This is a genomic window from Dactylosporangium sp. CS-033363 (assembly GCF_050942475.1).
Lineage (GTDB): Bacteria > Actinomycetota > Actinomycetes > Mycobacteriales > Micromonosporaceae > Dactylosporangium.
The window spans coordinates 2970190-2995129 of record NZ_CP192032.1 but is presented as its reverse complement, the minus strand read 5'-3'; the positions used below and the strand labels follow the sequence as shown (position 1 = coordinate 2995129).

The 24940-nt window shown below is 70.7% G+C and carries 29 protein-coding genes; 18 read left to right on the top strand and 11 right to left on the bottom strand.

Annotation, left to right across the window (positions count from 1 at the left end; all coding sequences use genetic code 11):
* The first annotated feature begins 63 nt into the window (after nucleotides 1–63).
* Nucleotides 64–924, top strand: coding sequence for a LysR family transcriptional regulator (locus tag ACQPZ4_RS13825; protein ID WP_433060012.1), 861 nt, complete (start codon nucleotides 64–66; stop codon nucleotides 922–924).
* On the opposite strand, the gene ACQPZ4_RS13820 is transcribed toward ACQPZ4_RS13825, so the two are convergent.
* Complete coding sequence (locus ACQPZ4_RS13820; protein WP_433060009.1) at nucleotides 909–1385, bottom strand: TolB family protein; 477 nt, start codon at nucleotides 1383–1385, stop codon at nucleotides 909–911. The two genes, ACQPZ4_RS13825 and ACQPZ4_RS13820, sit on opposite strands and share 16 nt — an antisense overlap.
* Nucleotides 1386–1477: 92 nt before the next feature.
* Entirely contained in the window at nucleotides 1478–2317 is an 840-nt protein-coding gene (locus tag ACQPZ4_RS13815; protein ID WP_433066517.1) for a LysR family transcriptional regulator, read from the bottom strand.
* A gap of 76 nt (nucleotides 2318–2393) precedes the next feature.
* On the opposite strand from ACQPZ4_RS13815, the gene ACQPZ4_RS13810 reads away from it, so the two are divergent.
* The 7 genes from ACQPZ4_RS13810 (at nucleotide 2394) to ACQPZ4_RS13780 (ending at nucleotide 9216) form a co-directional block, all read left to right on the top strand.
* Nucleotides 2394–3104 (top strand): SDR family oxidoreductase, encoded by a 711-nt coding sequence (locus ACQPZ4_RS13810; protein WP_433060006.1) that lies wholly within the window; start codon nucleotides 2394–2396, stop codon nucleotides 3102–3104.
* 72 nt (nucleotides 3105–3176) lie between these two features.
* Nucleotides 3177–3734, top strand: coding sequence for an MBL fold metallo-hydrolase (locus ACQPZ4_RS13805; RefSeq protein ID WP_433060003.1), 558 nt, complete (start codon nucleotides 3177–3179; stop codon nucleotides 3732–3734).
* 68 nt (nucleotides 3735–3802) lie between these two features.
* The gene (locus ACQPZ4_RS13800) at nucleotides 3803–4489 is read left to right on the top strand and encodes a response regulator transcription factor (RefSeq protein WP_433060000.1); all 687 of its coding nucleotides are present in this window, start codon (nucleotides 3803–3805) and stop codon (nucleotides 4487–4489) included.
* Nucleotides 4490–4564: 75 nt separating this feature from the next.
* Nucleotides 4565–5203: a helix-turn-helix domain-containing protein gene (locus ACQPZ4_RS13795; RefSeq protein ID WP_433059998.1), complete on the top strand. Its 639-nt coding sequence runs from the start codon at nucleotides 4565–4567 to the stop codon at nucleotides 5201–5203.
* Nucleotides 5204–5209: 6 nt separating this feature from the next.
* Nucleotides 5210–6109 (top strand): ATP-binding cassette domain-containing protein, encoded by a 900-nt coding sequence (locus tag ACQPZ4_RS13790; protein ID WP_433059995.1) that lies wholly within the window; start codon nucleotides 5210–5212, stop codon nucleotides 6107–6109.
* A complete protein-coding gene (locus ACQPZ4_RS13785; protein WP_433059992.1) occupies nucleotides 6106–7695 on the top strand; it encodes an ABC transporter permease in 1590 nt (529 codons plus the stop codon). Before ACQPZ4_RS13790 ends, ACQPZ4_RS13785 begins: the two co-directional genes overlap by 4 nt.
* Nucleotides 7696–7842: 147 nt before the next feature.
* Nucleotides 7843–9216 (top strand): ricin-type beta-trefoil lectin domain protein, encoded by a 1374-nt coding sequence (locus ACQPZ4_RS13780; RefSeq protein WP_433059989.1) that lies wholly within the window; start codon nucleotides 7843–7845, stop codon nucleotides 9214–9216.
* Here the strand turns inward: ACQPZ4_RS13780 and ACQPZ4_RS13775 are convergent, their stop codons facing one another.
* Nucleotides 9217–9498 carry a hypothetical protein gene (locus tag ACQPZ4_RS13775; protein WP_433059986.1) on the bottom strand — a complete coding sequence of 94 codons (282 nt, stop codon included), beginning with the start codon at nucleotides 9496–9498 and terminating at the stop codon, nucleotides 9217–9219.
* A gap of 97 nt (nucleotides 9499–9595) precedes the next feature.
* On the opposite strand from ACQPZ4_RS13775, the gene ACQPZ4_RS13770 reads away from it, so the two are divergent.
* The 3 genes from ACQPZ4_RS13770 (at nucleotide 9596) to ACQPZ4_RS13760 (ending at nucleotide 12766) form a co-directional block, all read left to right on the top strand.
* On the top strand, nucleotides 9596–10963 hold the full coding sequence (locus tag ACQPZ4_RS13770; protein WP_433059984.1) for a cellulose binding domain-containing protein: 1368 nt from the start codon (nucleotides 9596–9598) through the stop codon (nucleotides 10961–10963).
* 572 nt (nucleotides 10964–11535) lie between these two features.
* Complete coding sequence (locus ACQPZ4_RS13765; RefSeq protein ID WP_433059981.1) at nucleotides 11536–11784, top strand: hypothetical protein; 249 nt, start codon at nucleotides 11536–11538, stop codon at nucleotides 11782–11784.
* Nucleotides 11785–11851: 67 nt separating this feature from the next.
* Entirely contained in the window at nucleotides 11852–12766 is a 915-nt protein-coding gene (locus ACQPZ4_RS13760) for a hypothetical protein (protein WP_433059978.1), read from the top strand.
* Here the strand turns inward: ACQPZ4_RS13760 and ACQPZ4_RS13755 are convergent.
* Complete coding sequence (locus ACQPZ4_RS13755; RefSeq protein WP_433059975.1) at nucleotides 12726–13343, bottom strand: hypothetical protein; 618 nt, start codon at nucleotides 13341–13343, stop codon at nucleotides 12726–12728. The two genes, ACQPZ4_RS13760 and ACQPZ4_RS13755, sit on opposite strands and share 41 nt — an antisense overlap.
* Before the next feature lie 107 nt (nucleotides 13344–13450).
* Nucleotides 13451–14122: a cysteine hydrolase family protein gene (locus ACQPZ4_RS13750; protein WP_433059972.1), complete on the bottom strand. Its 672-nt coding sequence runs from the start codon at nucleotides 14120–14122 to the stop codon at nucleotides 13451–13453.
* Nucleotides 14123–14160: 38 nt separating this feature from the next.
* Between ACQPZ4_RS13750 and ACQPZ4_RS13745 the strand changes: the two genes are divergently transcribed.
* The 4 genes from ACQPZ4_RS13745 to ACQPZ4_RS13730 all read left to right on the top strand — a co-directional run bounded on the left by ACQPZ4_RS13745 (nucleotide 14161) and on the right by ACQPZ4_RS13730 (nucleotide 18274).
* Entirely contained in the window at nucleotides 14161–15783 is a 1623-nt protein-coding gene (locus tag ACQPZ4_RS13745) for a molybdopterin-binding protein (RefSeq protein WP_433059969.1), read from the top strand.
* Nucleotides 15784–15968: 185 nt separating this feature from the next.
* A complete protein-coding gene (locus ACQPZ4_RS13740) occupies nucleotides 15969–16370 on the top strand; it encodes a hypothetical protein (protein ID WP_433059966.1) in 402 nt (133 codons plus the stop codon).
* 83 nt (nucleotides 16371–16453) lie between these two features.
* Nucleotides 16454–16732, top strand: a complete 279-nt coding sequence (locus ACQPZ4_RS13735; RefSeq protein WP_433059963.1) for an ArsR/SmtB family transcription factor — start codon at nucleotides 16454–16456, stop codon at nucleotides 16730–16732.
* Between the two features lie 72 nt (nucleotides 16733–16804).
* A complete protein-coding gene (locus ACQPZ4_RS13730; protein ID WP_433066514.1) occupies nucleotides 16805–18274 on the top strand; it encodes an NCS2 family permease in 1470 nt (489 codons plus the stop codon).
* Here ACQPZ4_RS13730 and ACQPZ4_RS13725 read toward each other — a convergent pair.
* From ACQPZ4_RS13725 to ACQPZ4_RS13715, 3 genes are read right to left on the bottom strand one after another with little or no spacing between them, the layout of a single operon-like run.
* Nucleotides 18231–19343: a hypothetical protein gene (locus ACQPZ4_RS13725; protein ID WP_433059960.1), complete on the bottom strand. Its 1113-nt coding sequence runs from the start codon at nucleotides 19341–19343 to the stop codon at nucleotides 18231–18233. The two genes, ACQPZ4_RS13730 and ACQPZ4_RS13725, sit on opposite strands and share 44 nt — an antisense overlap.
* A gap of 4 nt (nucleotides 19344–19347) precedes the next feature.
* Nucleotides 19348–20802 (bottom strand): M1 family metallopeptidase, encoded by a 1455-nt coding sequence (locus tag ACQPZ4_RS13720; protein WP_433059957.1) that lies wholly within the window; start codon nucleotides 20800–20802, stop codon nucleotides 19348–19350.
* Nucleotides 20799–21173, bottom strand: coding sequence for a nuclear transport factor 2 family protein (locus ACQPZ4_RS13715; RefSeq protein ID WP_433059954.1), 375 nt, complete (start codon nucleotides 21171–21173; stop codon nucleotides 20799–20801). The genes ACQPZ4_RS13720 and ACQPZ4_RS13715 overlap by 4 nt, the downstream gene beginning before the upstream one ends.
* Nucleotides 21174–21225: 52 nt before the next feature.
* Between ACQPZ4_RS13715 and ACQPZ4_RS13710 the strand changes: the two genes are divergently transcribed.
* Together ACQPZ4_RS13710 and ACQPZ4_RS13705 are read left to right on the top strand one after the other, a co-directional pair.
* Nucleotides 21226–21597, top strand: a complete 372-nt coding sequence (locus ACQPZ4_RS13710) for a metalloregulator ArsR/SmtB family transcription factor (RefSeq protein ID WP_433059951.1) — start codon at nucleotides 21226–21228, stop codon at nucleotides 21595–21597.
* Nucleotides 21594–22079, top strand: coding sequence for an SRPBCC family protein (locus tag ACQPZ4_RS13705; RefSeq protein ID WP_433059949.1), 486 nt, complete (start codon nucleotides 21594–21596; stop codon nucleotides 22077–22079). The genes ACQPZ4_RS13710 and ACQPZ4_RS13705 overlap by 4 nt, the downstream gene beginning before the upstream one ends.
* Here the strand turns inward: ACQPZ4_RS13705 and ACQPZ4_RS13700 are convergent.
* The 3 genes from ACQPZ4_RS13700 to ACQPZ4_RS13690 form a co-directional block, all read right to left on the bottom strand.
* Nucleotides 22066–22473: a VOC family protein gene (locus ACQPZ4_RS13700; RefSeq protein ID WP_433059946.1), complete on the bottom strand. Its 408-nt coding sequence runs from the start codon at nucleotides 22471–22473 to the stop codon at nucleotides 22066–22068. The two genes, ACQPZ4_RS13705 and ACQPZ4_RS13700, sit on opposite strands and share 14 nt — an antisense overlap.
* Before the next feature lie 9 nt (nucleotides 22474–22482).
* The gene (locus ACQPZ4_RS13695) at nucleotides 22483–22881 is read right to left on the bottom strand and encodes a helix-turn-helix transcriptional regulator (RefSeq protein WP_433066511.1); all 399 of its coding nucleotides are present in this window, start codon (nucleotides 22879–22881) and stop codon (nucleotides 22483–22485) included.
* A 63-nt stretch (nucleotides 22882–22944) separates the two neighbouring features.
* Nucleotides 22945–23430 carry a hypothetical protein gene (locus ACQPZ4_RS13690; protein WP_433059943.1) on the bottom strand — a complete coding sequence of 162 codons (486 nt, stop codon included), beginning with the start codon at nucleotides 23428–23430 and terminating at the stop codon, nucleotides 22945–22947.
* A 166-nt stretch (nucleotides 23431–23596) separates the two neighbouring features.
* On the opposite strand from ACQPZ4_RS13690, the gene ACQPZ4_RS13685 reads away from it, so the two are divergent.
* Nucleotides 23597–24940: an ABC transporter substrate-binding protein gene (locus ACQPZ4_RS13685; RefSeq protein ID WP_433059940.1), complete on the top strand. Its 1344-nt coding sequence runs from the start codon at nucleotides 23597–23599 to the stop codon at nucleotides 24938–24940.

The window sequence follows — 24940 nt, the reverse complement described above, 5'->3', positions numbered from 1 at the left end:
AGCCTGCGCTGATTCGGCAGCTGACTGAAGGACCGGGTGCGTCTCGATTGATACCCTGGGGATATGAGTGAGCTGGAGACGCGGCAGCTGCGGTACTTCGTGGCCGTGGCCGAGGAGCGGCACTTCGGGCGGGCGGCGGCGCGGCTGTCGATGGCGCAGCCGCCGTTGTCGCGCGCGATCCGGGAGCTCGAACGCCAGCTTGGCGTGCAACTGCTCGTTCGAACGACGCGGCAGGTTTCGCTCACGCCGGCCGGCGAGCAACTGCTCGATGATGCGCGAGTCGCGCTCGATGCGGTGGCGACGGCGGAGGGGCGGGCTCGGCGGTCGGCACAGGGGGTACAAACGCTGCGGTTGGCTTTGAAGGCCGACTATGACGCGGGACTGTTGCCGCGGCTGCTCGAGGCCTTCGGCGCGCTGCCCGTCGAGCTGCTGATGGGCGGGCGGGGCGAGCAGGTGCCGGCGCTGCACGACGGGCGGGCGGACGTGGCGCTGGTGCCGACGCCGTTCGACGCGCGCGGGTTGGACGTGGAGCCACTGCTCACAACGCCGTGCGTGGTTGCGCTCGCGGCGGCCGATCCGCTCGCGGCGCACAAGACGCTGCGGCTGTCCGATCTGGCCGGGCGGCAGCTCCCGGACGGTTCGCCGGCCACGCGTGGGCGGATGCTGGCGAACGGGCGGAGCTTCGACCTGTCGCAGATCTTCAACCTGGTCGAGGTCGGCGGGGTGGTCTGGTTCCTGCCGGAGTTCGTGGCGGCGCGTTTTCCGAGGCCCGGCATCGCGTACCGGCCGATCGCCGAGATCGACCCGGTGACGCTCGCGGTCGCGTGGCCGGCCAATTCGCGCTCGACGGCGGTGGCCGCTTTTGTGCGAACCGCGCAGTCGGTTGTGCTCGAATGCGAACCGGTGACTCAGCCCATGATGTAGCCGACCTGCGGGGCTTCCTGGCTCACGCAGGCGGTGGGGGCGAGGACCTCGGAGGTGTCGCCGCCGTTGGTGCCGGTGCGGAAGGTGCCGGGGGCGCCGGTGCAGGAGGTGGCGGTGTAGGTGAGGCGCACGCCGCTGGCGTCCCAGGCCGGGGTGCTGCCGGTGCGGTCGCTGACCTGGTGCTGCTCGCTGCCGTCGAGGTTCATGACCCAGACGGTGTCGTTGTGGACGTAGGCGATCTGGGTGGCGTCCGGGGACAGGGCCGGCTGCTTGTTGACGTCGTCGCTGGTGAGGCGGGTGGTGTGGCCGGCCTGCTTGACGTAGACGGCGCCGTGGCTGGCGTAGACGCTCGGGGTGGCGGCGGCCTGCGCGGCGGTGCCCCCGGCGAGGGCGGCGATCCCGGCGGCGGCGGTCAGCCCGGCGAGAACCAGCGTGCGCTTGATGGTGGTGTTCGTGGTCATCCCTGCCCCCAGTGTGTGCGTCGCTTCCGTGTGACGCTGAGACCATCGGCGCAACCGTCCGGCACCTGAACAAAACCCGCGGGCAAACCTGATCAGATGCGCGTCGCCGCGCGGACCAGGTCGGCCACGGCGCGGGAATGGCTGTGGGCCGGCCATGCGATCAGCGTTGTGACCGTGGGCGCGTCGTCCAGCGGGACGGCCACCAGGTCGCGGCGGAGGTGGGTGCGGGCGGACTCGGGCAGGATCGCGCAGGCGCGGCCGAGGGCGATCAACTGGTACAGCTGGGAGTTGTCCTTCGCCTCCGGCCCGCGGCCCGGCGGGTAGCTGCCGTCGGCCTCCGGCCAGCGCGGGAGCGGCAGGTCGGGCAGGTCGATCACCTCGGCCATGCGCAGACTCGGCCGGATGGTGAGCGGGTGCCCGGCCGGCAGCACCGCCACCTGGGACTCGACGCTGAGGACTTCGGTGTCGAAACCGGCCGGCGAGTCGTACGGCAGGTGCAGCAGCGCCACATCCGCGCGCCCGTCGCGCAACAGGCGTTCCTGTTCGCCGATGCCGCACAACTGCACGTCGACGGGGACGGCGTCCGGCTCGGCGGCGTAGGCGTCCAGGAGCTTGGCCAGCAGCTCGGCCGACGCGCCGGCCTTGGTGACCAGCACGATCCCGGGGACGGGGGCGGCGGCCCGCCGGGTGCGCCGCGCGGCCGCTTCCACCGCCTCGAGCGCCGCGCGGGCCTCGCGCAGCAGCACGTGGCCGGCCTCGGTCAGCGCGACCGTGCGGCTGGTGCGTTCCAGCAGCGCCACACCGAGGCGGCGTTCCAGCTGGCGGATCGCACGGGACAGCGGCGGCTGCGCGATGCCCAGGCGCTGCGCGGCCCGGCCGAAGTGCAGCTCCTCGGCGACCGCGACGAAGTACCGCAGCTCCCGTGTTTCGATGTCGATACCGCCAGGGTATCGCTGACCACCCGATCGGTGTTTTCGCATTCGTGCGCGGGCGAGCAGGATCGATGACATGAGGAGTGAAGCGAAGGTGGCGCTCGTGACGGGCGCGAACAAGGGCATCGGGTACGAGATCGCCGCCGGCCTGGGTGCGCTGGGCTACCGCGTCGGCGTGGGCGCCCGGTCGGCCGAGTCGCGCGACGCCGCCGTGGCCAAGCTGGTGGCGGCGGGCGTGGACGCGTTCGGGGTACCGCTCGATGTGACGTCCGACGAAAGCGTGACCGCGGCCGCATCGTCGCTCGAACGGCTGGATGTGCTCGTGAACAACGCGGGCATCACCGGCGGCATGCCGCAGCAGCCGACGCTCGTCGATCTGGACACGATCCGCGCGGCGGTGGAGACGAACGTGCTCGGCGTGGTGCGCGTGACCAACGCGTTCCTGCCGTTGTTGCGCGCCTCGGCGGCGCCGCGCATCGTGAACATGTCGAGCACGGTCGGGTCGCTCACGCGGCAGTCCGAGGGCGAGCAGGGGCCGATCTCCGCCGCATACGCGCCGTCGAAGTCGTTCCTCAACGCCGTGACGCTGCAGTACGCGAAGGAGCTGCGCGACACGAACATCCTCGTCAACGCGGGCTGCCCGGGGTTCTGCGCGACCGACCTGAACGGATTCCGCGGGTACCGCACGCCGGCCCAGGGTGCGGCCATCGCCATCCACCTGGCCACCCTGCCCGACAACGGCCCCACGGGTGGCTTCTTCGACGACGAGGGCGTCGTCCCCTGGTAAGACCACCCCACGGCAGGCGGCGAGGGCGTCGTCCCCTGGTGGGACCACCCGGAAACGGCGGATGCTGGCGGCATGAGCGCGACTGTGAACCTGCTGCACACCGGGTACGTCGGCGGCCACGTCGGCAGCACCATCAGCCTCATCCGCGACGGTGACCGCCTGATCGTGACCGACCCCGGCATGGTGCGCGACCGGGCCCTGATCCTCGATCCGCTGCGCGCGCTCGGGGTGGAGCCGGGCGACGTCACCGACGTGGTGTTCAGCCACCACCACCCCGACCACACGCTCAACGCCGCGCTGTTCCTCAACGCGCGGTTCCACGACCACTGGGCGATCTACGAGGGCGACCTGTGGGAGGACCGGGACGCCGAGGGGTACGAGGTGGGGCCGTCGGTGCGCCTCATCCGTACCCCCGGCCACACCCCGGAGGACATCACCACCCTGGCCGAGACCGACGACGGGCTGGTGGCGTTCACGCACCTGTGGTGGGACGCGAACTCCGCCGCCGACCCCTTCGCCACCGACCTGAACGCCCTGCACGCGGGCCGCGAGCGGGTCCTGGAGATCGCCGGCCTGATCGTCCCCGGGCACGGGCCCGCGTTCAAACCTTCGGCCGATACCCCGCGCTGATCTTCAGGATTGGTTCAGGATCCCGGTGTGACCCTACGGTGTCGCGCCGGGGTCGAAGGGGGGCAAGCGTGCGGGTGCTCGTGGTCGAGGACGAGGTCAACCTCGCCGAGACGATTCGGGACGGGCTCAACGGCGAGGGGTTCACCGTCGACCTCATGCACACCGGGGTCGACGGGCTCTGGGCCGCGACCGAGACGCCGCACGGGGCCTACGACGCGATCATGCTCGACATCATGCTCCCCGGGCTGTCCGGGTACGAGGTGTGCCGGCAGCTCCGCGCGCGGCAGGTCTGGACGCCCGTGCTGATGCTCACGGCCAAGGACGGCGAGTACGACCAGGCCGACGCGTTCGACCTCGGGGCCGACGACTACCTGACCAAGCCCTTCTCGTTCGTAGTGCTCGTGGCCAGGCTCCGCGCGCTCATCCGGCGGGGCGCCCCGCAGCGCCCCGTGGTGCTCAGCGCCGGCGACCTGAGGCTCGATCCGGTGCAGCGGCGAGTGACCCGCGGTACCGACGAAATCTCCGTCACCGCGCGCGAGTTCGCGCTGCTCGAGTTCATGCTCCGGCACCCCGGCGACGTGCTCAGCCGCACGGCGATCATCGAGAACGTGTGGGATGCGCACTTCGACGGCGATCCGAACATCGTCGAGGTCTACGTCGGCTACCTGCGCAAGAAGATCGATCACCCCTATCAGCGGACCGCCATTCGCACCGTGCGCGGGGCGGGGTACCGGCTCGATCCCGACGGCGGTTGACGGACCGCTATACGCGCGTATAGTCGGCTACTGGAGCGAGTAGTCGGCAATACGCGCGTATAGGGGTGATCGCACATGACGGATCCGGCCAACGAGGACCTGACGGCCCGGGCGCGGATCCGGGACGCGGCCATTCGGCTGTTCGCCGACCGCGGCATGGACGGCACCACCGTGCGCGACATCGCGCAGGCCGCTGGGGTCTCCCCCGGGCTGCTGCGGCACCACTTCGGGTCCAAGGAGGGCCTGCGCGAGGTCTGCGACCAGTACATGCTCGACCGCTCGATGGGGATCAAGGAGGAGATCCTCCTCGAGGGCAAGCTGACCAACCCCGGGTTCATGCCCTCCGTGCACCCGACGGTCATGCTCATGTACCGCTACGTCACCCGGGCCCTGCTCGACGGCTCCCCCGCCGCCGCGAAGCTGTTCGACCACATGGTCGGCATCGCCGAGGAGTGGATCGACAAGATCGCACCCGGGATCACCGAGGACCGGCGCGGCTTCGCGACGGTCCTGATCGGCATGCAGTCCGGGCTGCTCGCGATGCACGAGCACGTCTCGCGCAACCTCGGCGCGGACATGTTCCAGACGGAGGGGTACACGCGCCTGGTCGGCGCGATGGTCGACTTCTACTCCACCACCTTGCTCGACCCCGAGCTCGCCGCCGCCGCCCACCGGGCGATGGACGATCTGCGAGCCAATCTGAAGGAGCAATGAGCAACCATGACCGAGGCGATCCGCGTTGACGCACTGGTCAAAACGTTCGGGCGCACCCGTGCGCTCGACGGGCTCGATCTGTCCGTGCAGACCGGGGAGGTGCACGGCTTCCTCGGCCCGAACGGCGCCGGCAAGTCCACCACCATCCGCGTGCTGCTCGGCCTCCTGCGCGCCGACTCCGGGTCCGCGCAACTGCTCGGCGGAGACCCCTGGAAGGACGCGGCGCAGCTGCACCGGCGCCTCGCCTACGTGCCCGGCGACGTCACGCTCTGGCCGAACCTGTCCGGCGGCGAGGTCATCGACCTGCTCGGCCGGCTCCGCGGCGGGCTCGACCCCGCGCGCCGCAAGGAGCTGCTGGAGCGCTTCGACCTCGACCCCACCAAGAAGGGCCGCACCTACTCCAAGGGCAACCGCCAGAAGGTGGCGCTCGTGGCCGCCCTCGCCTCCGACGTCGAGCTGATCCTGCTCGACGAGCCCACCTCCGGCCTCGACCCCCTCATGGAGGAGGTCTTCCGCCAGGTGATCCGCGAAGAACAACGACGCGGCAACCGTACCGTCCTGCTGTCCAGCCACATCCTGGCCGAGGTCGAGGCGTTGTGCGACCGCGTCACGATCATCCGGGACGGACGGTCCGTCGAGACCGGCACCCTGCAGAGCCTGCGCCATCTGACCCGCACGTCGATCCAGGCCGATCTCGCCGGGCCGGTCGACGGCCTCGGTGACCTCGCCGGCGTGCACGACCTGCAGACCTCCAACGGCTCGATCCGCTTCAGCGTCGACAACGCCGAGCTCGACCCGGTGCTGCGCAAGCTCACCGCGATCGGCGTGCGCGGCCTGACCAGCACGCCGCCGACGCTCGAGGAGATCTTCCTGCGCCACTACGACCGCTCGGAGGCGGCGCGATGACCGCCCTGACCGGCACCCGCGCCCTCGCGCGGCTGGCCCTGCGGCTGGACCGGTTCCGGCTCACCGTCTGGGTGCTCGGCCTCGCGGTGATGCCGATGGGCACCGCCGCCAACTACCAGAAGTTGTACCCCACTGACGCCGATCTCCAGGCCGTCAGCGGCGTGCTGAGCAACCCGTCCCTCGTCGCGCTGAGCGGCCCGCTGTTCGCCGTGAACATCGGGGCGCTGACCGCGTGGAAGATCGGCATCACCGAGTTCATCCTCATCGGGCTGATGAGCATCCTGACCGTCGTCCGGCACACGCGCACCGAGGAGGAGACCGGGCGCCTGGAGCTCGTGCGGGCCACGGTCGTCGGCCGGTACGCCCCGCTGACCTCGGCCCTGCTCGTCACCGCCGCCGTCGACGTGCTCATCGGGCTGCTCGCCGCGCTGGGGCTGCTCGGCGTCGGGCTCGACCCGGCCGGTGCCTTCGCGTTCGGCCTGGCCGTCACGCTGTTCGGGCTGCTGTTCGCGGCGATCGCGGCGGCCTGCGCGCAGCTGACCCAGAGCGCCCGCGCGGCCACCGGGATCGCCGGCGCCGTGCTGGGCGGCACGTACCTGCTGCGGGCCGTCGGCGACACCGGCCCGACCGCGCTGAGCTGGCTGTCTCCCACCGGGTGGGCCCTGCACATGCGGCCCTTCGCGGGGGAGCGCTGGTGGGTGGGCCTGCTGTTCGTGGGCTTCGCGGTGGTGTTCGGCGTCGTGGGGTACACCCTCGTGGATCGTCGTGACGTGGGCGCCGGTCTGCTCCCGGACCGCCCCGGCCCGGCCACGGCGTCGCCCGGCCTGCGCACCCCGCTCGCGCTGGCCTGGCGCCTGCACCGCGGGCTGCTGATCGGCTGGCTCGTCGCGCTGGCCCTCAGCGGCGCGGTGATGGGCGGCGCGGCGACCGGCATCGACGGCCTGCAGTCGCCGAACCAGCAGCTCACCGACATCCTGACCCGGATGGGCGGGAAGGCCGGGCTCACCGACGCGTTCCTGGGCGCCATCTACGCGATCATCGGCCAGCTCGTCGCCGTGTACTCCATCCAGGCCACCCTGCGGCTGCGCCAGGAGGAGGCCAGCGGCCGGGTCGAGGCGCTGCTCGCGACCCGGGTCGACCGGGTGCGGTGGGCCGCGAGCCACCTGACGTTCGCGGTGCTCGGCACGGCGGCGCTGCTGGCCGTGGCCGGGGTCGCCGGCGGCCTCGTGTACGGCGCGCAGGTCCACGACGTCGGCGGGCAGACCGCGCGGCTGTTCGGGGCGGCGCTGGTGCAGCTGCCGGCGGCGCTGGTGCTGGCCGGGATCGGGGTCGCGCTGATCGGGTTCGCGCCGCGGCTGAGCACCCTCGCCTGGGCCGCGCTGATCGTGTCGGTGCTGCTCGTCGAGCTGGGCGGGTTGTTCGGGCTGAACCAGTACCTGCTGGACGTCACCCCGTTCGCGCACGTGCCGAAGCTGCCGGGCGCCGCGTTCTCCGCCACGCCGGTCGTGTGGCTGACGGTGGTCGCGCTGGTACTCGGCGCGGCCGGCCTGGTCGGGCTGCGGCGGCGGGACATGCCGGTCGGGTGACTGTTTGACTAGGGTGACTTCGGCTTCCTATTGACAACAATCTTTCGAGTCAGCGATGCTGCCTGAGAGCGCTCTCACGCCCGCCAGGTGAGGGCTGAACAGGCATGGCTCTACCCCCGCCCCCAGTTTGAGAAGGGCCAAATCGCTGTGGAAAGCCAACAGAATCCCACACGTCGTCGCCGGGGGCGCCTCGCGCTCCTGGCCGGCGGCGGCGTCGCCGTGCTGGCCGCGGCGACGTTCGCGGCACTGCCCAGTGCCTCCGCGTCGCTGCCGCCGACCCCGTCCGGCTGGACCCAGGTCTTCGCCGACGACTTCAACGGGGCCGCCGGCTCCGGCGTCAACACCGCAAACTGGATGTACGACCTCGGTCACGGGTACCCCGGCGGCGCCGGCAACTGGGGCACCGGCGAGATCGAGAACATGACCAACAGCACGCAGAACGTGTACCTGGACGGCAACGGCAACCTCAACATCAAGCCGATCCGGGACGGGGCCGGCAACTGGACCAGCGGCCGCATCGAGACGCAGCGCACCGACCTGGCCGCCCCGGCCGGCGGCAAGCTGCGGATGGAGGCCCGCATCCAGCAGCCGAACGTCAACACCTCCAACGGCGCCGGCTACTGGCCCGCGTTCTGGGCGCTGGGCGCGGCGGCGCGCGGCACCGGGGCGACCGGCTGGCCCGGCATCGGTGAGATCGACATCCTCGAGGACATCAACGGCCGCAGCTCGGAGTTCGCGACGCTGCACTGCGGCACCAACCCCGGCGGCCCGTGCAACGAGACGACGGGCATCGGCAGCGGTGAGCGCGCGTGCGGCGGCTGCCAGACCGGCTTCCACACCTACGCCGTGGAGCAGGACCGCAGCACCTCGCCGGAGCAGCTGCGCTTCTACCTCGACGGCAACAACTTCTTCACCGTCAACGCCAACCAGGTCGACGCCAACACCTGGAACAACGCCACGCACCACGGGTTCTTCATGATCCTCAACGTGGCGATCGGCGGCGGCTTCCCGGACGCGTTCGGCGGCGGCCCCAACGGCAACACCGTGTCCGGCGTGCCGATGATCGTCGACTACGTCGCGGCGTACACCGCCGGCGGTGGCGGCGGTGGCGGCACCACGACCCCGCCGCCGACCAGCGGCAAGGCGGTCAAGGGCCCGGGCGGCCTGTGCCTGGACGTCCGCTCGTCCAACTCGGCCAACGGCACCCCGGTGCAGATCTACACCTGCAACGGCACCGGCGCGCAGCAGTGGACCTACGTCGAGGCCGGCAGCACGCTGCGGGCGTTCGGCAAGTGCCTGGACATCCCGGGCGGCTCGACCGCCAACGGGGCCAAACTGCAGCTGTGGGACTGCAACAGCACCGGGGCCCAGGTGTTCATCCACCGGTCCGACAACACGTACTACAACCCGCAGGCCAACAAGTGCCTGGACGACCCGAACGGTTCGACCACGGCGGGCACCCAGGTGCAGATCTGGGACTGCAACGGCAGCGGCGCGCAGAAGTTCACGCTGCCGCAGTAGTCACTTTCGCAGGTAGGCGACCAGACCGTTCTGTTCGATGGCGACCAGGTGCCAGCCGCGCGTTTCGAGCAACTCGACCGCGCTGAGCACCTGGTCGCGCATCAGGTCGCCCTGGCCGGTGCCGAAGCTGAACGCGGCCCCGGCCAGGGCGGTCGAGCCGGGCACGAGGTAGCAGTACCGGAACGGATAGCCGTCCATCGTGTACCGCCCGGCGAGAATGTCCTCGGCACTGATCCGCCGCGAGGGCCGGGGCAGGTTGACGGGCATCTGCGGCATGACCATCCGTTCATTATGGAACTTTCTCGTACCGCCGCAGGTCGGGCGCGCGCCGCCGGCCGCCCGGTTGACGGCCCGGACGCGGGGCGCGGACGTTGCTGGCATGCATCGTGGAATCTGGTGGGCCCGGCTGGCCATCCCGGTCATCGCCGCATCCGGCGCCGCCCTCATCGTGCTGGCCCTGCAGCCCTCGGCGCGGGCCACGGTGCCGGAGCCCACGGCCCCGGTGACGGGCAACGCGACGTACTTCGACGGCCTCGGCGCCCCGTACGGCGGCTGCGGTCTCCCCCAGGCAGAGCTGGAGACCCAGAACTTCGTCGCGCTGAACGTCTTCGACACCCCGGGCGACGGCACGTTCTACCCGCGCCCGCTGTCGTCCGCCAACGCCGACAAAATGGGAATCTGGAACAACGGCCACAACTGCGGCCGCTGGGTCCGCGTGAAGATCGGCGACTACTGCACCGGCGTGAACGACGGCGCCCTGGGCCAGGCCTTCTGCCGCAACGGCGCCTTCACCGCCGACGCCTACAACGACGGCACCCTGGACATGATCGTCGCCGACAGCTGCGGCGACTCCAACGCCTGGTGCCGCGACGACAAGTACCACCTGGACCTGTCCAAGGACTCGCTGAACAAGTTCGTCAAGAACGGCGCCCCGATGCCGGACCTGTACCCCAACCACTGGAACAACCGCCACGTCTCCTGGCAGTTCATCCCGGCCCCGTCGTACACCGGCGACATCAAAATCGGCTTCCTCAACGGCGCCCAGCGCTGGTGGCCGGCGATCGCGGTGTCAAAACTGCCCAACGGCATCCACGGCATCGAGTACTACGCCAACGGCACCTGGACCGCCGCCGCCATGAACGGCGACATGGGCCAGTCCTACATCATCGGCGGCACCGTCTCGGGCGGCACCGACTTCCGGATCCGCGTCCGCGACTCCTCGGACGCCCTGCTCTTCGGCGGGCGGGAGTACGCGTTCTCGCTGCCGGCCGCCTGCTCGTCGCAGTGCAGCCAGGCGTACACCCAGGCGACCTACACGACCACGAGCACCTCGACCTCGCCGTCGCCGTCCCGCTCGGTCTCCTCGTCGCCGTCAGTCTCGACGTCGCCCTCGCGCTCGGTGTCCTCCTCGCCGTCCCGCTCGGCGTCGTCCTCCCCCGCTCCGGCCGGCGGCTGCACTGCCGCGGTGACGACGACGGGGTCGTGGACGGGTGGCGGCCAGGCGGACGTCCGCGTGACCAACACCGGCACCGCCCCGACGTCCGGGTGGACGGTGAAGTTCACGCTGCCGACCGGGGTTTCGATCGCCAGCTCCTGGAGCGCCGTGGTCTCGCAGTCGGGGCAGAACGTGACGGCTTCGAACGCGGCCTACAACGGCACCGTCAACGCGAACGCGAGCACGAGTTGGGGCTTGGTCTTCAACGGGCCGAACTTCGCGGTGACCGGGGTCAGCTGCTCCGCTCGTTGACCTTTGCTCGGGCCGGGGTGGGCTTCCGCTCCGGCCCGCCTATCGGCGGCCCACCCAGTTGGCGTGTCTTGAATTACTTCTATTTCCAACTTCTCTCCTGGACCACCGAACGGTGACCAAAGTCGTCACCGGGACCGCGCTGATACTGTCCGGGCGCTCCAGCGGCCGGGGACTGCGCCAGCACGGAAGAGTTTCGCAAAGAACACAAAAGGCACCGCGATTGGGGGCTGGCCCAACGCCACGCCGAGAAGCTGCGGCAACTGCGCGACGAAACCCCGAAACCCGCCGAACCGACGGCAGTCACGCCAGAACCGGCCGAGCCGCCGCAGCAACCCACGCCGCAGCCCGAGACGGAACCGGCACCGGCGAGCGAGACCCCTGACAAAGCACCGCCGAGGCAACCGCCGCGGCCGCGGCGGGCTCGACGTCGGCGAGGCGGAGCGACGCGTGCATCCGTGGCGAGCCACCGCCCAAGAGCGGCGATCAACACCCCGAACGCACGGCCACCCCCACTGGGGGGTCACCGAAAGTTATCGTTGCGCGTCGATGGTTGTAATCGTTAACTTTCTTTCATGAAGCGATTCCTCGCCAGCACCGCATTGATCGCCGCCGTTGCGGCCGGCGCCTTGGGCGTCGGGGCGACGGCAGCCGAGGCAGGCGCCCCCGGCTACACGAGGCAAGGGTTGTACGGCTGGCCCGACCAGTGCGCCGGCATCGGGTACGTCGGGCAGCAGAACCATCAATGGACGTCCTACTACTGCGAGACCATCACCGCCACCAACTGGCAGGCGCCCGGGCTGTACGCCCTATGGGTCATTTGATACATGGGTATCAGCTAGCCGACTGCTCCCTGGACGTCACGGAGCGTGAAGGCGCACGTTAACGGGTATGAACACGGACCCGAACGAGACGTGGCTGCGGTCGTACCTGTACGTCCGCATCGCGATGGTCGGGCTGCTCGTCGCCCTTGGGGTGGCGGTCGGCTTCCAGACCTGGCACCAGGGCGGGGAGCTGCTCTCCTCCGTGAGTGCGTACTACTACACGCCGGCGCAGGGGATCTTCGTCGGGTCGCTCATCGGGCTCGGGGCGTGCATGATCGCGCTGCGCGGTACGACGGAGATGGAGGACGTGCTGCTGAACATCGGCGGCATGTTCGCGCCCATCGTCGCGGTCGTGCCGACGGCTCGCGGCGCGGACTATGACACCGCGGTCCAGCAGTGCAAGGAGGGCGGGGAGCTGCCGACCGGGCTGTCGTGCCCCGACGTGCAGGCGCTCGCCGACGCTACGCGGGCCAACGTGCAGAACAACATGGTGGCGCTGCTCGTGCTGGGCGGGCTCGGGATCGCCATCACCATCTTCCTGTTCCGCCACGACAAGAAGGCGCCGTGGCTGGCGATCATCGGGGGTGCGGCCGTATATGGAGCCGTGCTCGCGGCGTTCGTGCTGTCGCTCGACTGGTTCGTGGCCAGCGCGCACTACCTCGCCGCGCTCGGGTTGCTGCTGTCGATCATCGCGGTCGCGCTGGTGAATCGGCGGCGGCATCGCATGCCGGGGGCCCAGGTGAGGCTCGACCGGTACGGTCTGCTCGCCTGGGCCCTCATCATCGCCGCGATCGTCGCGGTGCCGCTGTGGTTCTCCGGGGTGAACCTGTTCTGGCTGGAGATCGGCATCGCCGCGCTCTTCGCCTGTTTCTGGATCGTGCAGACCTACGAGCAGCGGCCCGGATCGCCGACCGCGGTCACGCCGATGACGCCGGACGTGCCTACGGCAGCGGAGCCTTCGGCAGCGACGGAACGGAGTTGAACGCCTGAATGCCGGCCTCGTTGTCGCCGTCGAACGGCGTCACGGGGCCGCCGCCCTTGCCGAGGCAGAAGTCGTCGTCCTTGGGGTCGGCGAACCACATGCCGACGTGGTTGAGCTCCTTGCGGACGCGCTTGTCGCCCACCAGCGTCGAGGAGAACGCCTCCTCCACGATGAGCTTGAGCTCGACCTTGCCGTTGCCCTTCTTGTCGGTGTTGACATCGCCGATGTACTCCGCGGCGCCGAACGGGTTCGCCGGCACCTCGAGCAGGAAGATCGTGAACGAGGTGTTCGGCGGCGCGCCGGTCATGTTCACATCGAGCACGTCGAAGCCCTTGGCGTCGGTCGTGAGCGCGACCGCCACGTCGACCTTGACCTTCGGCATGCACTTGGCCAGCTGGTCGTTGCTCGGGGCCAGCTTGAACTTCACCACGTTCTTGGCCGTCGAGGTGTAGTCGCCGACCTTGTCGAAGTCCGGGACGCCCGCCCCGCCGCCGAAGGTGCTGACGCCGGCGTACACGCCCGCGCCCACGATCGCGCCGGCGGCCAGGGTCGCGATGCCCTTGATGATGCTGCCCATGATGTGTCTCCCCTCCCCTTGATCGGGGCTCCCCCGCGGCTCCTGTCGCCGCCGGACACAGGGGGACACGCCGCTCGCCGCAGGCCCGTTCACCTGCGGCGATGTCGTCAGACCGACAGCGTGAGGAGTGAACCGATCACCGAGGCCGGGGCATGACCGGCGCCGAGCCGGGCCGCCTCGGCCAGGTGCCGCCCGTCGACGCCGGAGATCGCGTCGGCCGCGACCACCACGCGGAAGTCGCGCTCGCTCGCCCCGATGACGGCCGCGCGGGGACAGTTCGGGAAGTTGCACCCCGCGACCACCACGGTCGAGACGCCGCGGTCACGTAAAAAGGGCTCAAGTCCCGTACGGTGAAACGCACCCCACCGCGGCTTCCACATCGCCCACTCCCCCGGCCCGAGCGGCTGGAACGCCCCGCCGAGCAGCGCCTCCGCGTCGAGGTCGGGCGCGCCCGGGGGCAGCAGCGCCGGGGCGATCGCGGCGCCGGGACTGCCGGGCCGCACGATCGGCGCGCCCCCGTCGAGCAGCGAGCGGCGGGGCAGGTCGACGTCCTCCCCGCGGTACAACCGGATCACATGCACGATGGGCCGCCCGGCGCCGCGGAAGGCCTCGGCGAGCGCCGCGACCGCCGGAACGACCGCCGCCGTGCCGGGGATCGGGCTCGCCCCGCCCTCGACGAAGTCGACTTGCGTATCGATGGTGAGCAGCGCGGCGCGGTCCCACTCGGGGCGCGTCCACGGGTCGTCGGCGATCGCGGCGGGTTCGACGCTGAGGGTCATGGAAGGATCATCCCGCACGGTCCGTACGCTCGTTGTCCGTGACCACCTGGGCCTCGGCGCACGCGCTCGCGCACTCCGCCGCCCGCCCGCTCCCGCCGGTCACCGTCCCGCTCGCCGCCGCCACGGGCCTGATCACCGCGGCCGGCGCGCCCGCCCGCGTCCCGTCCCCGTCCTTCGACGCGGCCGCGATGGACGGCTACGCGGTCGCCGGCCCGGGTCCGTGGCGGGTGGTCGCCGCCCCGATGCTGGCCGGCAGCACCCGTCCGCACAGCCTCCGCCCGGGCGAGGCCATCGAGATCGCCACCGGTGCCGTCATTCCAGAAGCAACCGCCGCAGTTGTACCGTACGAGCTCTGCACCCGCGCGCACGACCTCGTCACCGCCGCAACACCGCCACCCGATCACGCCCGCCGCCCGGATTCTCGCACTGCGGCCGACCGCAACCGAACGCGTGAAAACGGCTCTTTCACGGCGGGCGACAACCCGCCGCGCGACCACATTCGCCGCGTGGGTGACGACTTCCGGCCCGGCGACCTCATCCTCCCGGCCGGAAGACCGATCACCGCCGTCGCCGCCGCGGCCCTCGCCCAGGCCGGCGTCACCGAGCTGCTCGTCCACCCGCGGCCGGCCGTCGTATGCCTGATCACCGGCGACGAGGTGGTCATGCGCGGCACCCCCGGCCCCGGACAGGTGCTCGACGCCTTCTCCGGCATCGTCGCCGCCCTCGCCACCCCCGGCCGCCACGTCGCCACCGCACCCGGCGCGCCCACCGCCCCGGGCGTGGCACCGCGGCACGGGGCCGACGACACCGAGGCGCACGCCACTCCGGGCATGACATCCCCGCACGGGGCCGACGACGCCGGGGCGCACGCCACTCCGGGAGCGACATCCCGGCACGGGGCCGACGACACCGAGGCGCACGCCACTCCGGGCGTGGCACCGCGGCACGGGGCCGACGACACCGAGGCGCACGCCACTCCGGGCGTGACATCCCCGCACGGGGCCGACGACGCCGGGGCGCACGCCACTCCGGGAGCGACATCCCGGCACGGGGCCGACGACACCGAGGCGCACGCCACTCCGGGCGTGGCATCGCGGCACGGGGCCGACGACGCCGAGGCGCACGCCGCTCCGGGCGTGGCATCGCGGCACGTGGCCGACGACGCCGGGGCGCTGGCCGCGGCGATCGCGGAGGCGCGGGCCGAGGTGGTCGTGGTGACCGGGGCGTCGTCGCGAGGGGCCGCCGACCATCTGCACGGCGTGCTCGACGGGCTCGGGGCGCAGTGGCTCGTCGACGGGGTCGAGTGCCGGCCCGGGCATCCGCAGGGGCTGGCCGCGCTGCCGGACGGGCGGTGGGTGGTGAGCCTGCCCGGCAACCCGTACGCGGGGCTGGTCGCCGCCCTCACCCTCCTCGAGCCGCTCCTCGCGCGGCTCGCCGGCCGACCGGCGGCGGCCGTGGACGAGCGGCCGGTCGACGGGCAGGCCCGGCCCTATCCGGGCGGGGTGCGGGTCGTGCCGGTCGTGCTCGACGGGCCGCGGGCGGTCGTGGTGCCCGGCGCCCGCCCCGGCGGTCTGCGGGCGGCGGCGGGGGCGGACGCACTGGCGGTACTGGAGGCGGATTGGGAACCGGGCAGCACCGGGCGCGTGCTGAGGCTGCCGTGACCACCCGCCCACGCCGTTGACTTTGTAAGTTACATATACCGACCATCGATATACTAGGGCGAACGTTTCCGCTGATCTTCGCGGGGTTGGACGGCCCGTCGCGGCCGTGCCAGAGTTCCCCCGGCCCGGCACGGGGCCGGGCGGACAACGCGAGGGGGAACACGTTGCACACCAGGAGACGACGGATGCTCGGGCTGCTGACCGCGGCCGTGATCGGGGTGGGGTCGATCGCGTACGCGCCGGTGGCGGCGAACGCCATGCAGACCGTCTGCGACGGGTACACCAAGATCGGGTCGAAGGGGCTGTCCCTGCCGGGCAGCACCGGCGAGGTGATCCGGCTGTGGTGGTACAAGAACAGCAGCACCGGCGAGTGGTGCGCCTACACCGAGCTGCGCGGGATCTACTACGACACCGCGTCCGGGTACCACATCGGCGTGACGCTCAAGAACAGCGCCGGGCAGAACCTCGTCGTGCCGGACGACAAAAACTACTTCAAGTACGCCGGGCCGGTGAAGGCCAGGGGCGTCTCGTACGCCGAGGGCTGGGTCTACTGGGGCGGCGTGCGCAAGCCGGTCGACTCGAGGTAACGCGCCAGGAAGGGGCCGGTCCGTGCGGGCCGGCCCCTTTCGCGGCTGGACAGGCAAGCACCAGCTTGCCTATCGTTGGGGGCGTGAGCGACGTCTTCGCCGCGCTCGCCGACGTCACGCGGCGCGCGATCCTCGACGAGCTGGCCGAGCGGGACGGGCAGACCCTGTTCGAGCTCTGCGCCCGGCTGGCCAGCCGGCACGGGATCGCCTCGTCGCGGCAGGCCATCTCTCAGCATCTGGACATCCTGGCCGAGGCCGGATTCGTGCGGGCGGAGCGCAGCGGGCGGTACAAGTTCCACCATGTGGACTTCGGGCCGCTGCGCGCGATCGCCGAGCGGTGGCCCATCCCGGGCGGCCCGTAACAGTTTTACCAGTTCGTTTCACCACAAGTCTTCGGTGGTAGTGCCCGCGGGTGGCATCATGCGCGCGTAACCATAGATCCACCTGGAGGTCCAGTGGCCGAAACCTCAGTCTCGACACAGAGCCGTGTCGATCGGTTTTTCGAAATTACCGCGCGCGGCTCGACGCTGAGCCGTGAGGTCCGCGGCGGCCTCGCGACGTTCTTCACGATGGCGTACATCGTCGTGCTCAACCCGCTCATCCTGTCCAGCGGCGTCGACAGCACGGGCGGCAAGCTCGCCATCACCGCGCTGGCCTCGGGCACGGCGCTGGTCGCGGGCGTGATGACGATCCTGATGGGCGTCGTGGCCCGCTTCCCGCTCGCGCTCGCCGCGGGCCTGGGCGTCAACGCGCTCGTGGCGTTCGAGATCGCCCCGCAGATGACCTGGGCCGACGCGATGGGCCTCGTCGTCATCGAGGGCGTCCTCATCACCATCCTGGTGCTGACCGGGCTGCGGACGGCGGTCTTCCGGGCGGTACCGACGCAGCTCAAAACCGCCATCGGGGTCGGCATCGGGCTGTTCCTCGCGCTGATCGGCTTCGTCGACTCGGGCTTCGTGCGCCGCCTGCCGGACGCGGCCAACACCACGGTGCCGGTCGGGCTGGGCATCGGCGGCAAGCTCATCAGCTGGCCCGCGCTCGTGTTCGGCGTCGGGCTGCTGCTCACCGTGGTCCTGGTGGTGCGCCGGGTGCGCGGGGCGATCCTCATCGGCATCCTCGCCTCCACGGTGTTCGCCATCATCGTCGAGGCGATCTCCAAGGCCGGACCGTCCTTCGTGGACGGCAAGCCGAACCCGAAGGGGTGGAGCCTCAACGTGCCCACCCTGCCGGACAAGGTGGTCGACAAGCCGGACCTCTCCCTGCTCGGGCACTTCAACGTGCTGCACTCGTGGCAGGCGGCCGGCGTACTGGTGCCGCTGATGTTCGTCTTCACGCTGCTCATCACCGACTTCTTCGACACCATGGGCACGATGGTCGCGGTGGCGCAGGAAGGCGAGATGCTCGACGAGAACAACATGCCGCCCCGCACCCGGGAGATCCTGCTCGTCGACTCGATCGCCGCGGCGGCCGGCGGCGCGGCCAGCACGTCGAGCAACACCAGCTACATCGAGAGCGCCTCCGGCGTGGCCGAGGGCGCGCGGACCGGCATCGCCAGCATCGTCACCGGCGTGCTGTTCCTGCTGGCGATGTTCTTCGCGCCGCTCGTCACCGTCGTACCGTTCGAGGCGGCCTCGGTCGCGCTCGTCGTCGTGGGCTTCCTCATGATGACCGCGGTGCGCACGATCGACTGGTCGGACTACGACATCGCGCTGCCGGCGTTCCTCACGATCGTGCTCATGCCGTTCACGTACTCGATCTCCAACGGCATCGGCGCCGGGATCATCTCGTACGTGGTCATCAAGCTGGTCAGCGGCAAGGCCCGCGAGGTGCACCCGATCCTCTACGGGGTCGCCGTCCTGTTCATCGTGTACTTCCTGCGCGGTCCCATCGAGGCCGTCCTGTAGCCCATCGGCGCAGCTGGCCGTCCACCATGGCGGCCAGCTCACCGGCACCGGCATGGTGATGGGTGGGCGTGAAGCCGGGGACGGTCCCGGTGCGGTGGCCCGTCACCGGGTCCCACACGTGCGTGCCGTCGGCGTGTGCGGAGTACAACCGACGCCCGTCTGAAAAGAAGGCACCCTCAGGACCGGCGAACCTGGTCAGCTCGAGCCCGGACTCGGCCGAGAACATGCGCGCGCCCGCCAGCATCCACTGGTCGTCCTCGCCGATCCCGCCGAGCGCGACGGTGCGGTCTCCGACGAAGCACAGTGGACCGTGCCAGTAGTACCAGCGCTGGGCGAGGCGGTGGACGCTCGGGCCGTTCTCGGACTCCCACACGTTCCCGGCCAGCCACCGCCGCAGGTCCCAGACGCGGGGCATGCCGACGGGCGACCAGACCCAGCCGTTGTCGGCGATCCAGCGGCCGTCGCCGGAGACCGTCAGCCGCCCGTGGAAGTAGTCGAGCCGGTGGTCCCGGTCGGGCTCGCGCGCGGTCAGCAGCTCGCCGGTCTCCGCGTCGCTGACGTCGAGCCGGTTCCACGCGCTGCGGTGCACGAACACCGGGCGTCCCCCGTGGACGGTGAACGCGGCGGCGAACGGCACCTGGCGGGCGTGGTAGTCGCGGTGCCCGTCCCGATCCGGGTACAGCTCGGCGATGCGCCCGCCGGCGGTGAGGGCGAGCCAGTGCGACTCGCCGGCACCGTCGACGGGCGCGAGGTCCACGACGTCGTACGGCACCGGCCAGCGGCGCACGGACGCGTCGATGGGCTCGGGCCGCTCGGCGATGCCCGGCGTGCCGCGCCAGTCCTCGAACTCGCCGTCCTCGTGAATCCGGTCGGCGCAGCCCTCGCAGATCTCCGCGAGGACCACGGCGCCGCTCGTGTCGCACGCCTTGCAGACCAGGTCGTACTCCAGCCCGTGCCCGGTCAGGTGCCGTGTGACCACCACGTCCGTGTCCTCCGGGGCCGGCACGAGGTGCGGGCAGGCGCGGCTGGGAGACGGGTGGGCGAGGTGGCCGCACGGCAGCGTCAGCACGGGACTACTTCGGGGTCGTGGGTGAATCGAGCCAGGTGTTGATGAGGCTCGTGAAGTCCTTGCCCGTGTGCTGGTTGACGAACGCGATGAAGCTCGCCCGGTCCTGTGCCGTGCCGCGGTTTTTCTGAGCCCAGTCGGTACCCAGGGCAAAGAACGCCTCGTCGCCGATCTGTTTGTGGATCTGGTGCAGCATCAGGGCCGGGCAGATGTAGACGTTGCTCTCCGCGAAGCTGTCCGCGCGCGGCTTGCCCGGCGGGCCGAGGGTCTTGCGCAGGCGGGCGTCGGTGGTGCGGGCCCAGTCCTCCCACTGCTTGTCGGTGACCTTGTCGCGCTCGTTGGTGTACAGGAACTGGGCGTACTCGGCCCAGCCCTCGTTGAGCCACAGGTCGTTCCAGTTCGTCGGGGTCACCGCGTCGCCGAACCACTGGTGGGCGTACTCGTGCAGCAGGTCGGCGTCGAAGCCGCGCTTGAAGTCGGCCTCGCTGCCGTAGTCGGGCAGCCCCATGGTGATCATCTGCTGGGTCTCCATGCCCGACGCCGAGGGGACCATGAGCACCCCGGCGCTGTCGAACGGGTACGGCCCGAAGTGCTTGGCCAGCCAGTCGAGGTACTGCGGCGACTTGCGCAGGTACGGCAGCGCCTTGTCGTCGGCGCCCGGGCGGTACCAGTAGGACAGCGGCAGCCCGCCGGGCCCGGTCCCCGTCTCCTGCTTGTACTTCCCGACGGCCAGGGTCGTCAGGTAGGTGGCGACCGGCGTGGTCGTGCTGTAGCGGAACAGGTTGCCGTCCTTGCCCTTCGGCGTGCCGCCGGCGATCGCCGACCAGCCGTCGGGAACCGAGACCGAGATGTCGTACAGCGCCTTGTCCGACGGCTGATCGTTGGACGGATACCAGGTGCTGGCGCCGTACGGCTCCTGCATCGTCCACAGTGCACCGTCCTTGGTGACCGTGAGCCCGAGCGGCTCCACGTCGTTGCGGTGCGAGGGCATGGCGACGGTCGTGGGCGTACCGTGGTACCGGATGACGAGCTCGGCCAGCCCGTCCTTGGCCAGCTTCCCGGCGACCGTCAGCTTGGTCCCGTCCACGGCGCCGGTCACACTGGCGCCGTTGAGGGTCACGCCGTCGATCGAGTACGCCTTGGAGAAGTCGAGCTTCACGTCACTGAGGTCGGCGGCCGCCCGCAGCTGCAGCGTCGCCGTGCCGGTGAGCACCTTGGTCTCGGGCGCCCAGGCCAGCTCGAGTCCATAGTGGAGCACATCGACACCGGGATTGCCGTAGCCCGGATACACCGGATCGGCGACCGGCGTCGACCGCCCGGCCGCGTACTTGTCGAACTCCGGATTGGCCGAGGGACTCGCCGAGGCCGTGGCCGCCTGCGTCGGGGCCGGCTTGGGCTCCTCGCCGGAGCACGCCCCGAGCGCGAGCGCGCCACACAGGACGAGGGGAATGAGGGGTCTCACGGGGTGAAATAGTCCCGCAATGAGCGGATCTTGTCGCCGTCGCGCCGGAAGATCTGCACGATCGACACGGTGGTCGACCCGTTCGGGCCGTCGAGCACAGCGTCGATCTCGGCGATGAACACGTCCGGGTCCCCGGTGTCGTGCAGCGTGGACCGGCTCGCACCGAGGTTGAGCTCGCCCTCCGGACCGGGGCGCTGCTGGATTACGGCGACTCCGCGCTCGATGTCGTCACGGCCTTCGAGCCGTAGGCCCTCGATCGGGCCTTCGTACACACCGTCATCGGTGAACAGATCGGCGACGGCCGTGGGATTCCTGGTCATCGCCCCGGCGTAGATGTACCGCTGAAAGAGCTCCTGATGCGAAAGCGTCACTTTTTCAAGTGTATCTCGACGTACATGTAACACATCGGTTACGCTTCCCGGCGTGGACGAGGTGGCGGGGGCCATTGCTGATCCTGTGCGGCGGCGGATTTTGGAGACGCTGCGTGACGGGCCGGTTGCGGCTGGGCGGATCGCGGCGGGGTTCGAGATCAGCCGGCCCGCGATCAGTCGACATCTGCGGGTGTTACGTGAAAGCGGCCTCGTCCGCGACACGCTCGTCGGGCGGGAGCGGCACTACGAGCTGGACACCTCAGTGCTCGAGGAACTGCGGGCGTGGATCGACGGGCTCGCCGAAAGCCGCGGACCGGCGGTCTGGGAGCGGCGGTTCGATGCGCTCGAGACCGAGGTGTACCGCACCCGGCGCGAGCGGCGCCGCGGCGAGCATCAGCCAGTACGAGACGAGGAGAGCGCATGAACGGAAGACTTGTCAGGGCCGGGGACGGGCACGACCTCATCCTCACGCGCAGGTTCAAGGCGCCGATCGAGGACGTGTGGGCCAGCGTCACCGAGTCCGAGCGCAGCGCGCGGTGGTTCGGGCCGTGGGAGGGCGAGGGCGGGGCCGGAAAGACCATCAAGGTGCGGATGGTCCAGGAGGAGGGCGAGCCCGTCATGGACCTGCGCATCGACGCGTGTGAGCCGCCGCGGCGGCTCGCCGTGTCCGGGTCCGATGAGGCCGGCGGCTGGAGGATGGAGGTCCGGCTGAGCGAGGACGGGGACACGACCGTCATGGAGTTCCTGCACCACGGGGTCGATCCGGCGCAGGTCGGGGAGATCGGGCCCGGCTGGGAGTACTACCTCGACCTGCTCGTCGCGGCCCGCGACGGTACGCCCAAACCGGAGTTCGAGGCGTACCTCGCGCGGTTCAAGCCGCAGTACGAGAGGCTTACAGCTGGCTGATCCGCACCAGGTTGCCGGCCGGGTCGCGGAAGGCGCAGTCGCGGACGCCGTAGTCCTGGTCGGCCGGCTCCTGCACCACGTCGGCGCCGGTGGCCTGGACTCGGTCGAAGGTGTCGGCCAGGTCCTCGGTGGCCAGGACGATCGAGGCGAAGCTGCCCTTGGCCATCAGTTCGACGATGGTGCGGCGCTCGTCGTCGGTCAGGCCGGGCTCGATCGCGGGCGGGTACAGCACGATCGAGGTCGACGGCTGGTCCTTGGGGCCGACGGTGATCCAGCGCATGCCCCCGAGGCCGACGTCGTTGCGGACCTCGAAGCCGAGTGCGTCGCGGTAGAACGCCAGCGACGCATCGGGGTCGTCGGCGGGCAGGAAGGTGTGCTGAATGATGACGCTCATGCGCCCACGTTAGACGCCGGGGGCGGGCGCCACTTCTCGATTCCTGATCGGCCGCATGACCTGTTTCGCCACGCAGTGCGGGATGCCGCGGGCGTCCTCAGCGGCGCGGCGGCGGTACACGCTGGGGGACATCCCGACAAGCTCGGAGAACCTCGTGCTGAACGTGCCCAGCGACTGGCAGCCGACCGCGAAGCACACGTCGGTGACGGAGAGGTCGCCGCGGCGCAGGAGGGTCATCGCGCGTTCGATGCGGCGGGTCATGAGGTAGCTGTACGGCGACTCGCCGTACGCGGCGCGGAAGGCCCGGCTCAGGTGGCCGGACGAGACGTGCACGCCGCGCGCCAGGGCCTCCACGTCGAGCGGCTGCGCGTACTCACGGTCGATGCGGTCGCGCACGCGCCGCAGCATCGCGAGTTCGCGCAGCCGGGGGTCGGAGTTCACCGGTCCAGGATGCCATGCCGCACCGGCCGCTCAGTACGTACGGTAGTGACACCAGCTCCGCGCGGCCCGCGTGTTGAGCAGGATCACGAACAGCAGCGGGAACGCCACGGACATGAGCGTCGTCGCGTACGGGGCGCCGGCCGTGTAGCCCTGGTAGACGCCGCCGGCCACGCTCAGGCCGTTGAGCAGGGTGAGCAGCACCCGGACCCAGTTGCGGCCGTTCTGCAGCTTGCGCCCGAGGATGAGCGCGATCAGCCCGATGAGGGCGATCGTGGCGATGACGGTGTACGTCGCGAGCGTGAGCGTCTCCGGCCGGGTCGTGTACACGCTGTTGCCGGCGGGCAGGTCCCACTTGGGGGTGACCCTGGCCGCGGTCAGGGCGAGCAGCGCGGCCGCACCGAGCATGAACACCCCGCCCAGGTACTGGAAGATGGCCACGATGTGCAGGGAGATCGGGGCCGTGGAGCGGACCGGGTAGGGCTGCCATGCCTGCTGCGGCTGGTATGCGTACGCCATGCGACCAGCCTGATCCGCGCCGGCCGCGGAGAAATCCCGGTTTCATGCCAGTTCCCTTTTCCACCGCTTCTGGTCAAGGTTTCCTCAAGGTCCGGATTACGGCCTGTGCCCACCGGCACGGCGGCGCTTAGGGTCGCCGGGGCCGTTTCTGGGAGGGCAGGGGTTCGTGGAGCGCAGGGCATCGATGGTCGCCGCGGTGGTTGGACTGGCGCTCATCGTCGGTGGTTGCGGTACGACAGCGGCGGACGGCGGCAGCGACGACGGCAGCACGATGCACGTCCACCTGTACGGCTCCGACGCGAACATGTCGAACTCGCTCAAGGACAAGCTCACCGACATGCCCGCGATCCTGTCCGGGATGGTCGGCACGGCGCCCCTGCTCGAGCTGCCCGAGTCGTTCAAGGAGCGGCTGCGCGGCATCGACGCGTCGCTGGCCGACTACGGGTATGCCGCCGAGGCCTACGACGCCGTGATGCTGGCCGGACTTGCGGCCGAATCGGCGCGTTCGACGGAGGCGCCGGCGATCTCGAAGTTCATGGTGGGCGTCTCCAACGGCGGCACCGTGTGCGACGACGCCGCCACCTGCCTGGGACTGGCGAAGGCCGGCAAGGACTTCGCGTACCGCGGGGTGTCGATGCGCCGCAGCGGGTTCACCGACGCGGGCGAGCCGTCGTCGGCCTCCTACGGCGCGCTGCACTTCAGCCGCAGCAACACGGTGAACGACAACCTGACCGAGTACATCGGGGCGGGCGACCCGGCGAGCGCTTCGACGACGGCGCCGCCGCCGTACACGGCGTATCCGAACGCGAACGCCAAGAAGCGCATCCCGCCGCTGAAGATCGGCGGCCTCATGCCGCACACGGGCCGGCTGGCGTTCCGCAGCGCGCCGCGGTTCGCCGGTGCGCGCCTCGCCGTGGCCGACCTGAACGCGGCCGGCGGCGTGATCGACCAGCCGGTGGAGTGGGTCGACGGCGACGACGGCACCGACGAGAAGGTCGCCGCGGCCACCGTGGACCGGCTGGTCGGCCTGGGCGTGCAGGTCCTCATCGGCGCGTCGTCGTCGAGCGTGACCAAGGCGATGATCCCGCGGATCGCGGCGGCCAACCGGATGCTGATCTCGCCGTCGTCCACGTCGGACGAGCTGTCGACGGTCGCCGACAACGGGCTGTTCTTCCGTACCGCACCCCCGGACACGCTGCAGGCCCGCGCCCTCGCGGACGTCATCATGCGCGACGGCCCGCACCGCGTCACGATCGTGGCCCGCGAGGACGCCTACGGTCTGGGGCTGCAGAAGAACGTGAAGGCCGACCTGCTGACCGCGGGCATGGCCGACGCGTCGGTGGACCTGATCTCGTACCCCATCACGACCGAGGACTACTCGGGCATCGCCGCGCGCATCCGCCAGAACGCGCCCGACGGGGTGCTGATCCTGGGCTACGACGAGACGGCCCTGATCGTGAAGGCCCTCGCGGCTCGCAAGGTCGGCACCGCCGAGGGCCTGGGCGGCTGA

What these genes read in the sequence shown, in the direction of transcription:
- ACQPZ4_RS13700 (WP_433059946.1), bottom strand. Translation starts at nt 22,473, where the DNA reads ATGAGCGTCATCATTCAGCACACCTTCCTGCCCGCCGACGACCCCGAT.
- ACQPZ4_RS13765 (WP_433059981.1), top strand. Translation starts at nt 11,536, where the DNA reads ATGAAGCGATTCCTCGCCAGCACCGCATTGATCGCCGCCGTTGCGGCC.
- ACQPZ4_RS13790 (WP_433059995.1), top strand. Translation starts at nt 5,210, where the DNA reads ATGACCGAGGCGATCCGCGTTGACGCACTGGTCAAAACGTTCGGGCGC.
- ACQPZ4_RS13755 (WP_433059975.1), bottom strand. Translation starts at nt 13,343, where the DNA reads ATGGGCAGCATCATCAAGGGCATCGCGACCCTGGCCGCCGGCGCGATC.
- ACQPZ4_RS13825 (WP_433060012.1), top strand. Translation starts at nt 64, where the DNA reads ATGAGTGAGCTGGAGACGCGGCAGCTGCGGTACTTCGTGGCCGTGGCC.
- ACQPZ4_RS13750 (WP_433059972.1), bottom strand. Translation starts at nt 14,122, where the DNA reads ATGACCCTCAGCGTCGAACCCGCCGCGATCGCCGACGACCCGTGGACG.
- ACQPZ4_RS13690 (WP_433059943.1), bottom strand. Translation starts at nt 23,430, where the DNA reads ATGGCGTACGCATACCAGCCGCAGCAGGCATGGCAGCCCTACCCGGTC.
- ACQPZ4_RS13760 (WP_433059978.1), top strand. Translation starts at nt 11,852, where the DNA reads ATGAACACGGACCCGAACGAGACGTGGCTGCGGTCGTACCTGTACGTC.
- ACQPZ4_RS13740 (WP_433059966.1), top strand. Translation starts at nt 15,969, where the DNA reads ATGCTCGGGCTGCTGACCGCGGCCGTGATCGGGGTGGGGTCGATCGCG.
- ACQPZ4_RS13705 (WP_433059949.1), top strand. Translation starts at nt 21,594, where the DNA reads ATGAACGGAAGACTTGTCAGGGCCGGGGACGGGCACGACCTCATCCTC.
- ACQPZ4_RS13785 (WP_433059992.1), top strand. Translation starts at nt 6,106, where the DNA reads ATGACCGCCCTGACCGGCACCCGCGCCCTCGCGCGGCTGGCCCTGCGG.
- ACQPZ4_RS13695 (WP_433066511.1), bottom strand. Translation starts at nt 22,881, where the DNA reads ATGCTGCGGCGCGTGCGCGACCGCATCGACCGTGAGTACGCGCAGCCG.
- ACQPZ4_RS13820 (WP_433060009.1), bottom strand. Translation starts at nt 1,385, where the DNA reads ATGACCACGAACACCACCATCAAGCGCACGCTGGTTCTCGCCGGGCTG.
- ACQPZ4_RS13775 (WP_433059986.1), bottom strand. Translation starts at nt 9,498, where the DNA reads ATGGTCATGCCGCAGATGCCCGTCAACCTGCCCCGGCCCTCGCGGCGG.
- ACQPZ4_RS13795 (WP_433059998.1), top strand. Translation starts at nt 4,565, where the DNA reads ATGACGGATCCGGCCAACGAGGACCTGACGGCCCGGGCGCGGATCCGG.
- ACQPZ4_RS13810 (WP_433060006.1), top strand. Translation starts at nt 2,394, where the DNA reads ATGAGGAGTGAAGCGAAGGTGGCGCTCGTGACGGGCGCGAACAAGGGC.
- ACQPZ4_RS13770 (WP_433059984.1), top strand. Translation starts at nt 9,596, where the DNA reads ATGCATCGTGGAATCTGGTGGGCCCGGCTGGCCATCCCGGTCATCGCC.
- ACQPZ4_RS13805 (WP_433060003.1), top strand. Translation starts at nt 3,177, where the DNA reads ATGAGCGCGACTGTGAACCTGCTGCACACCGGGTACGTCGGCGGCCAC.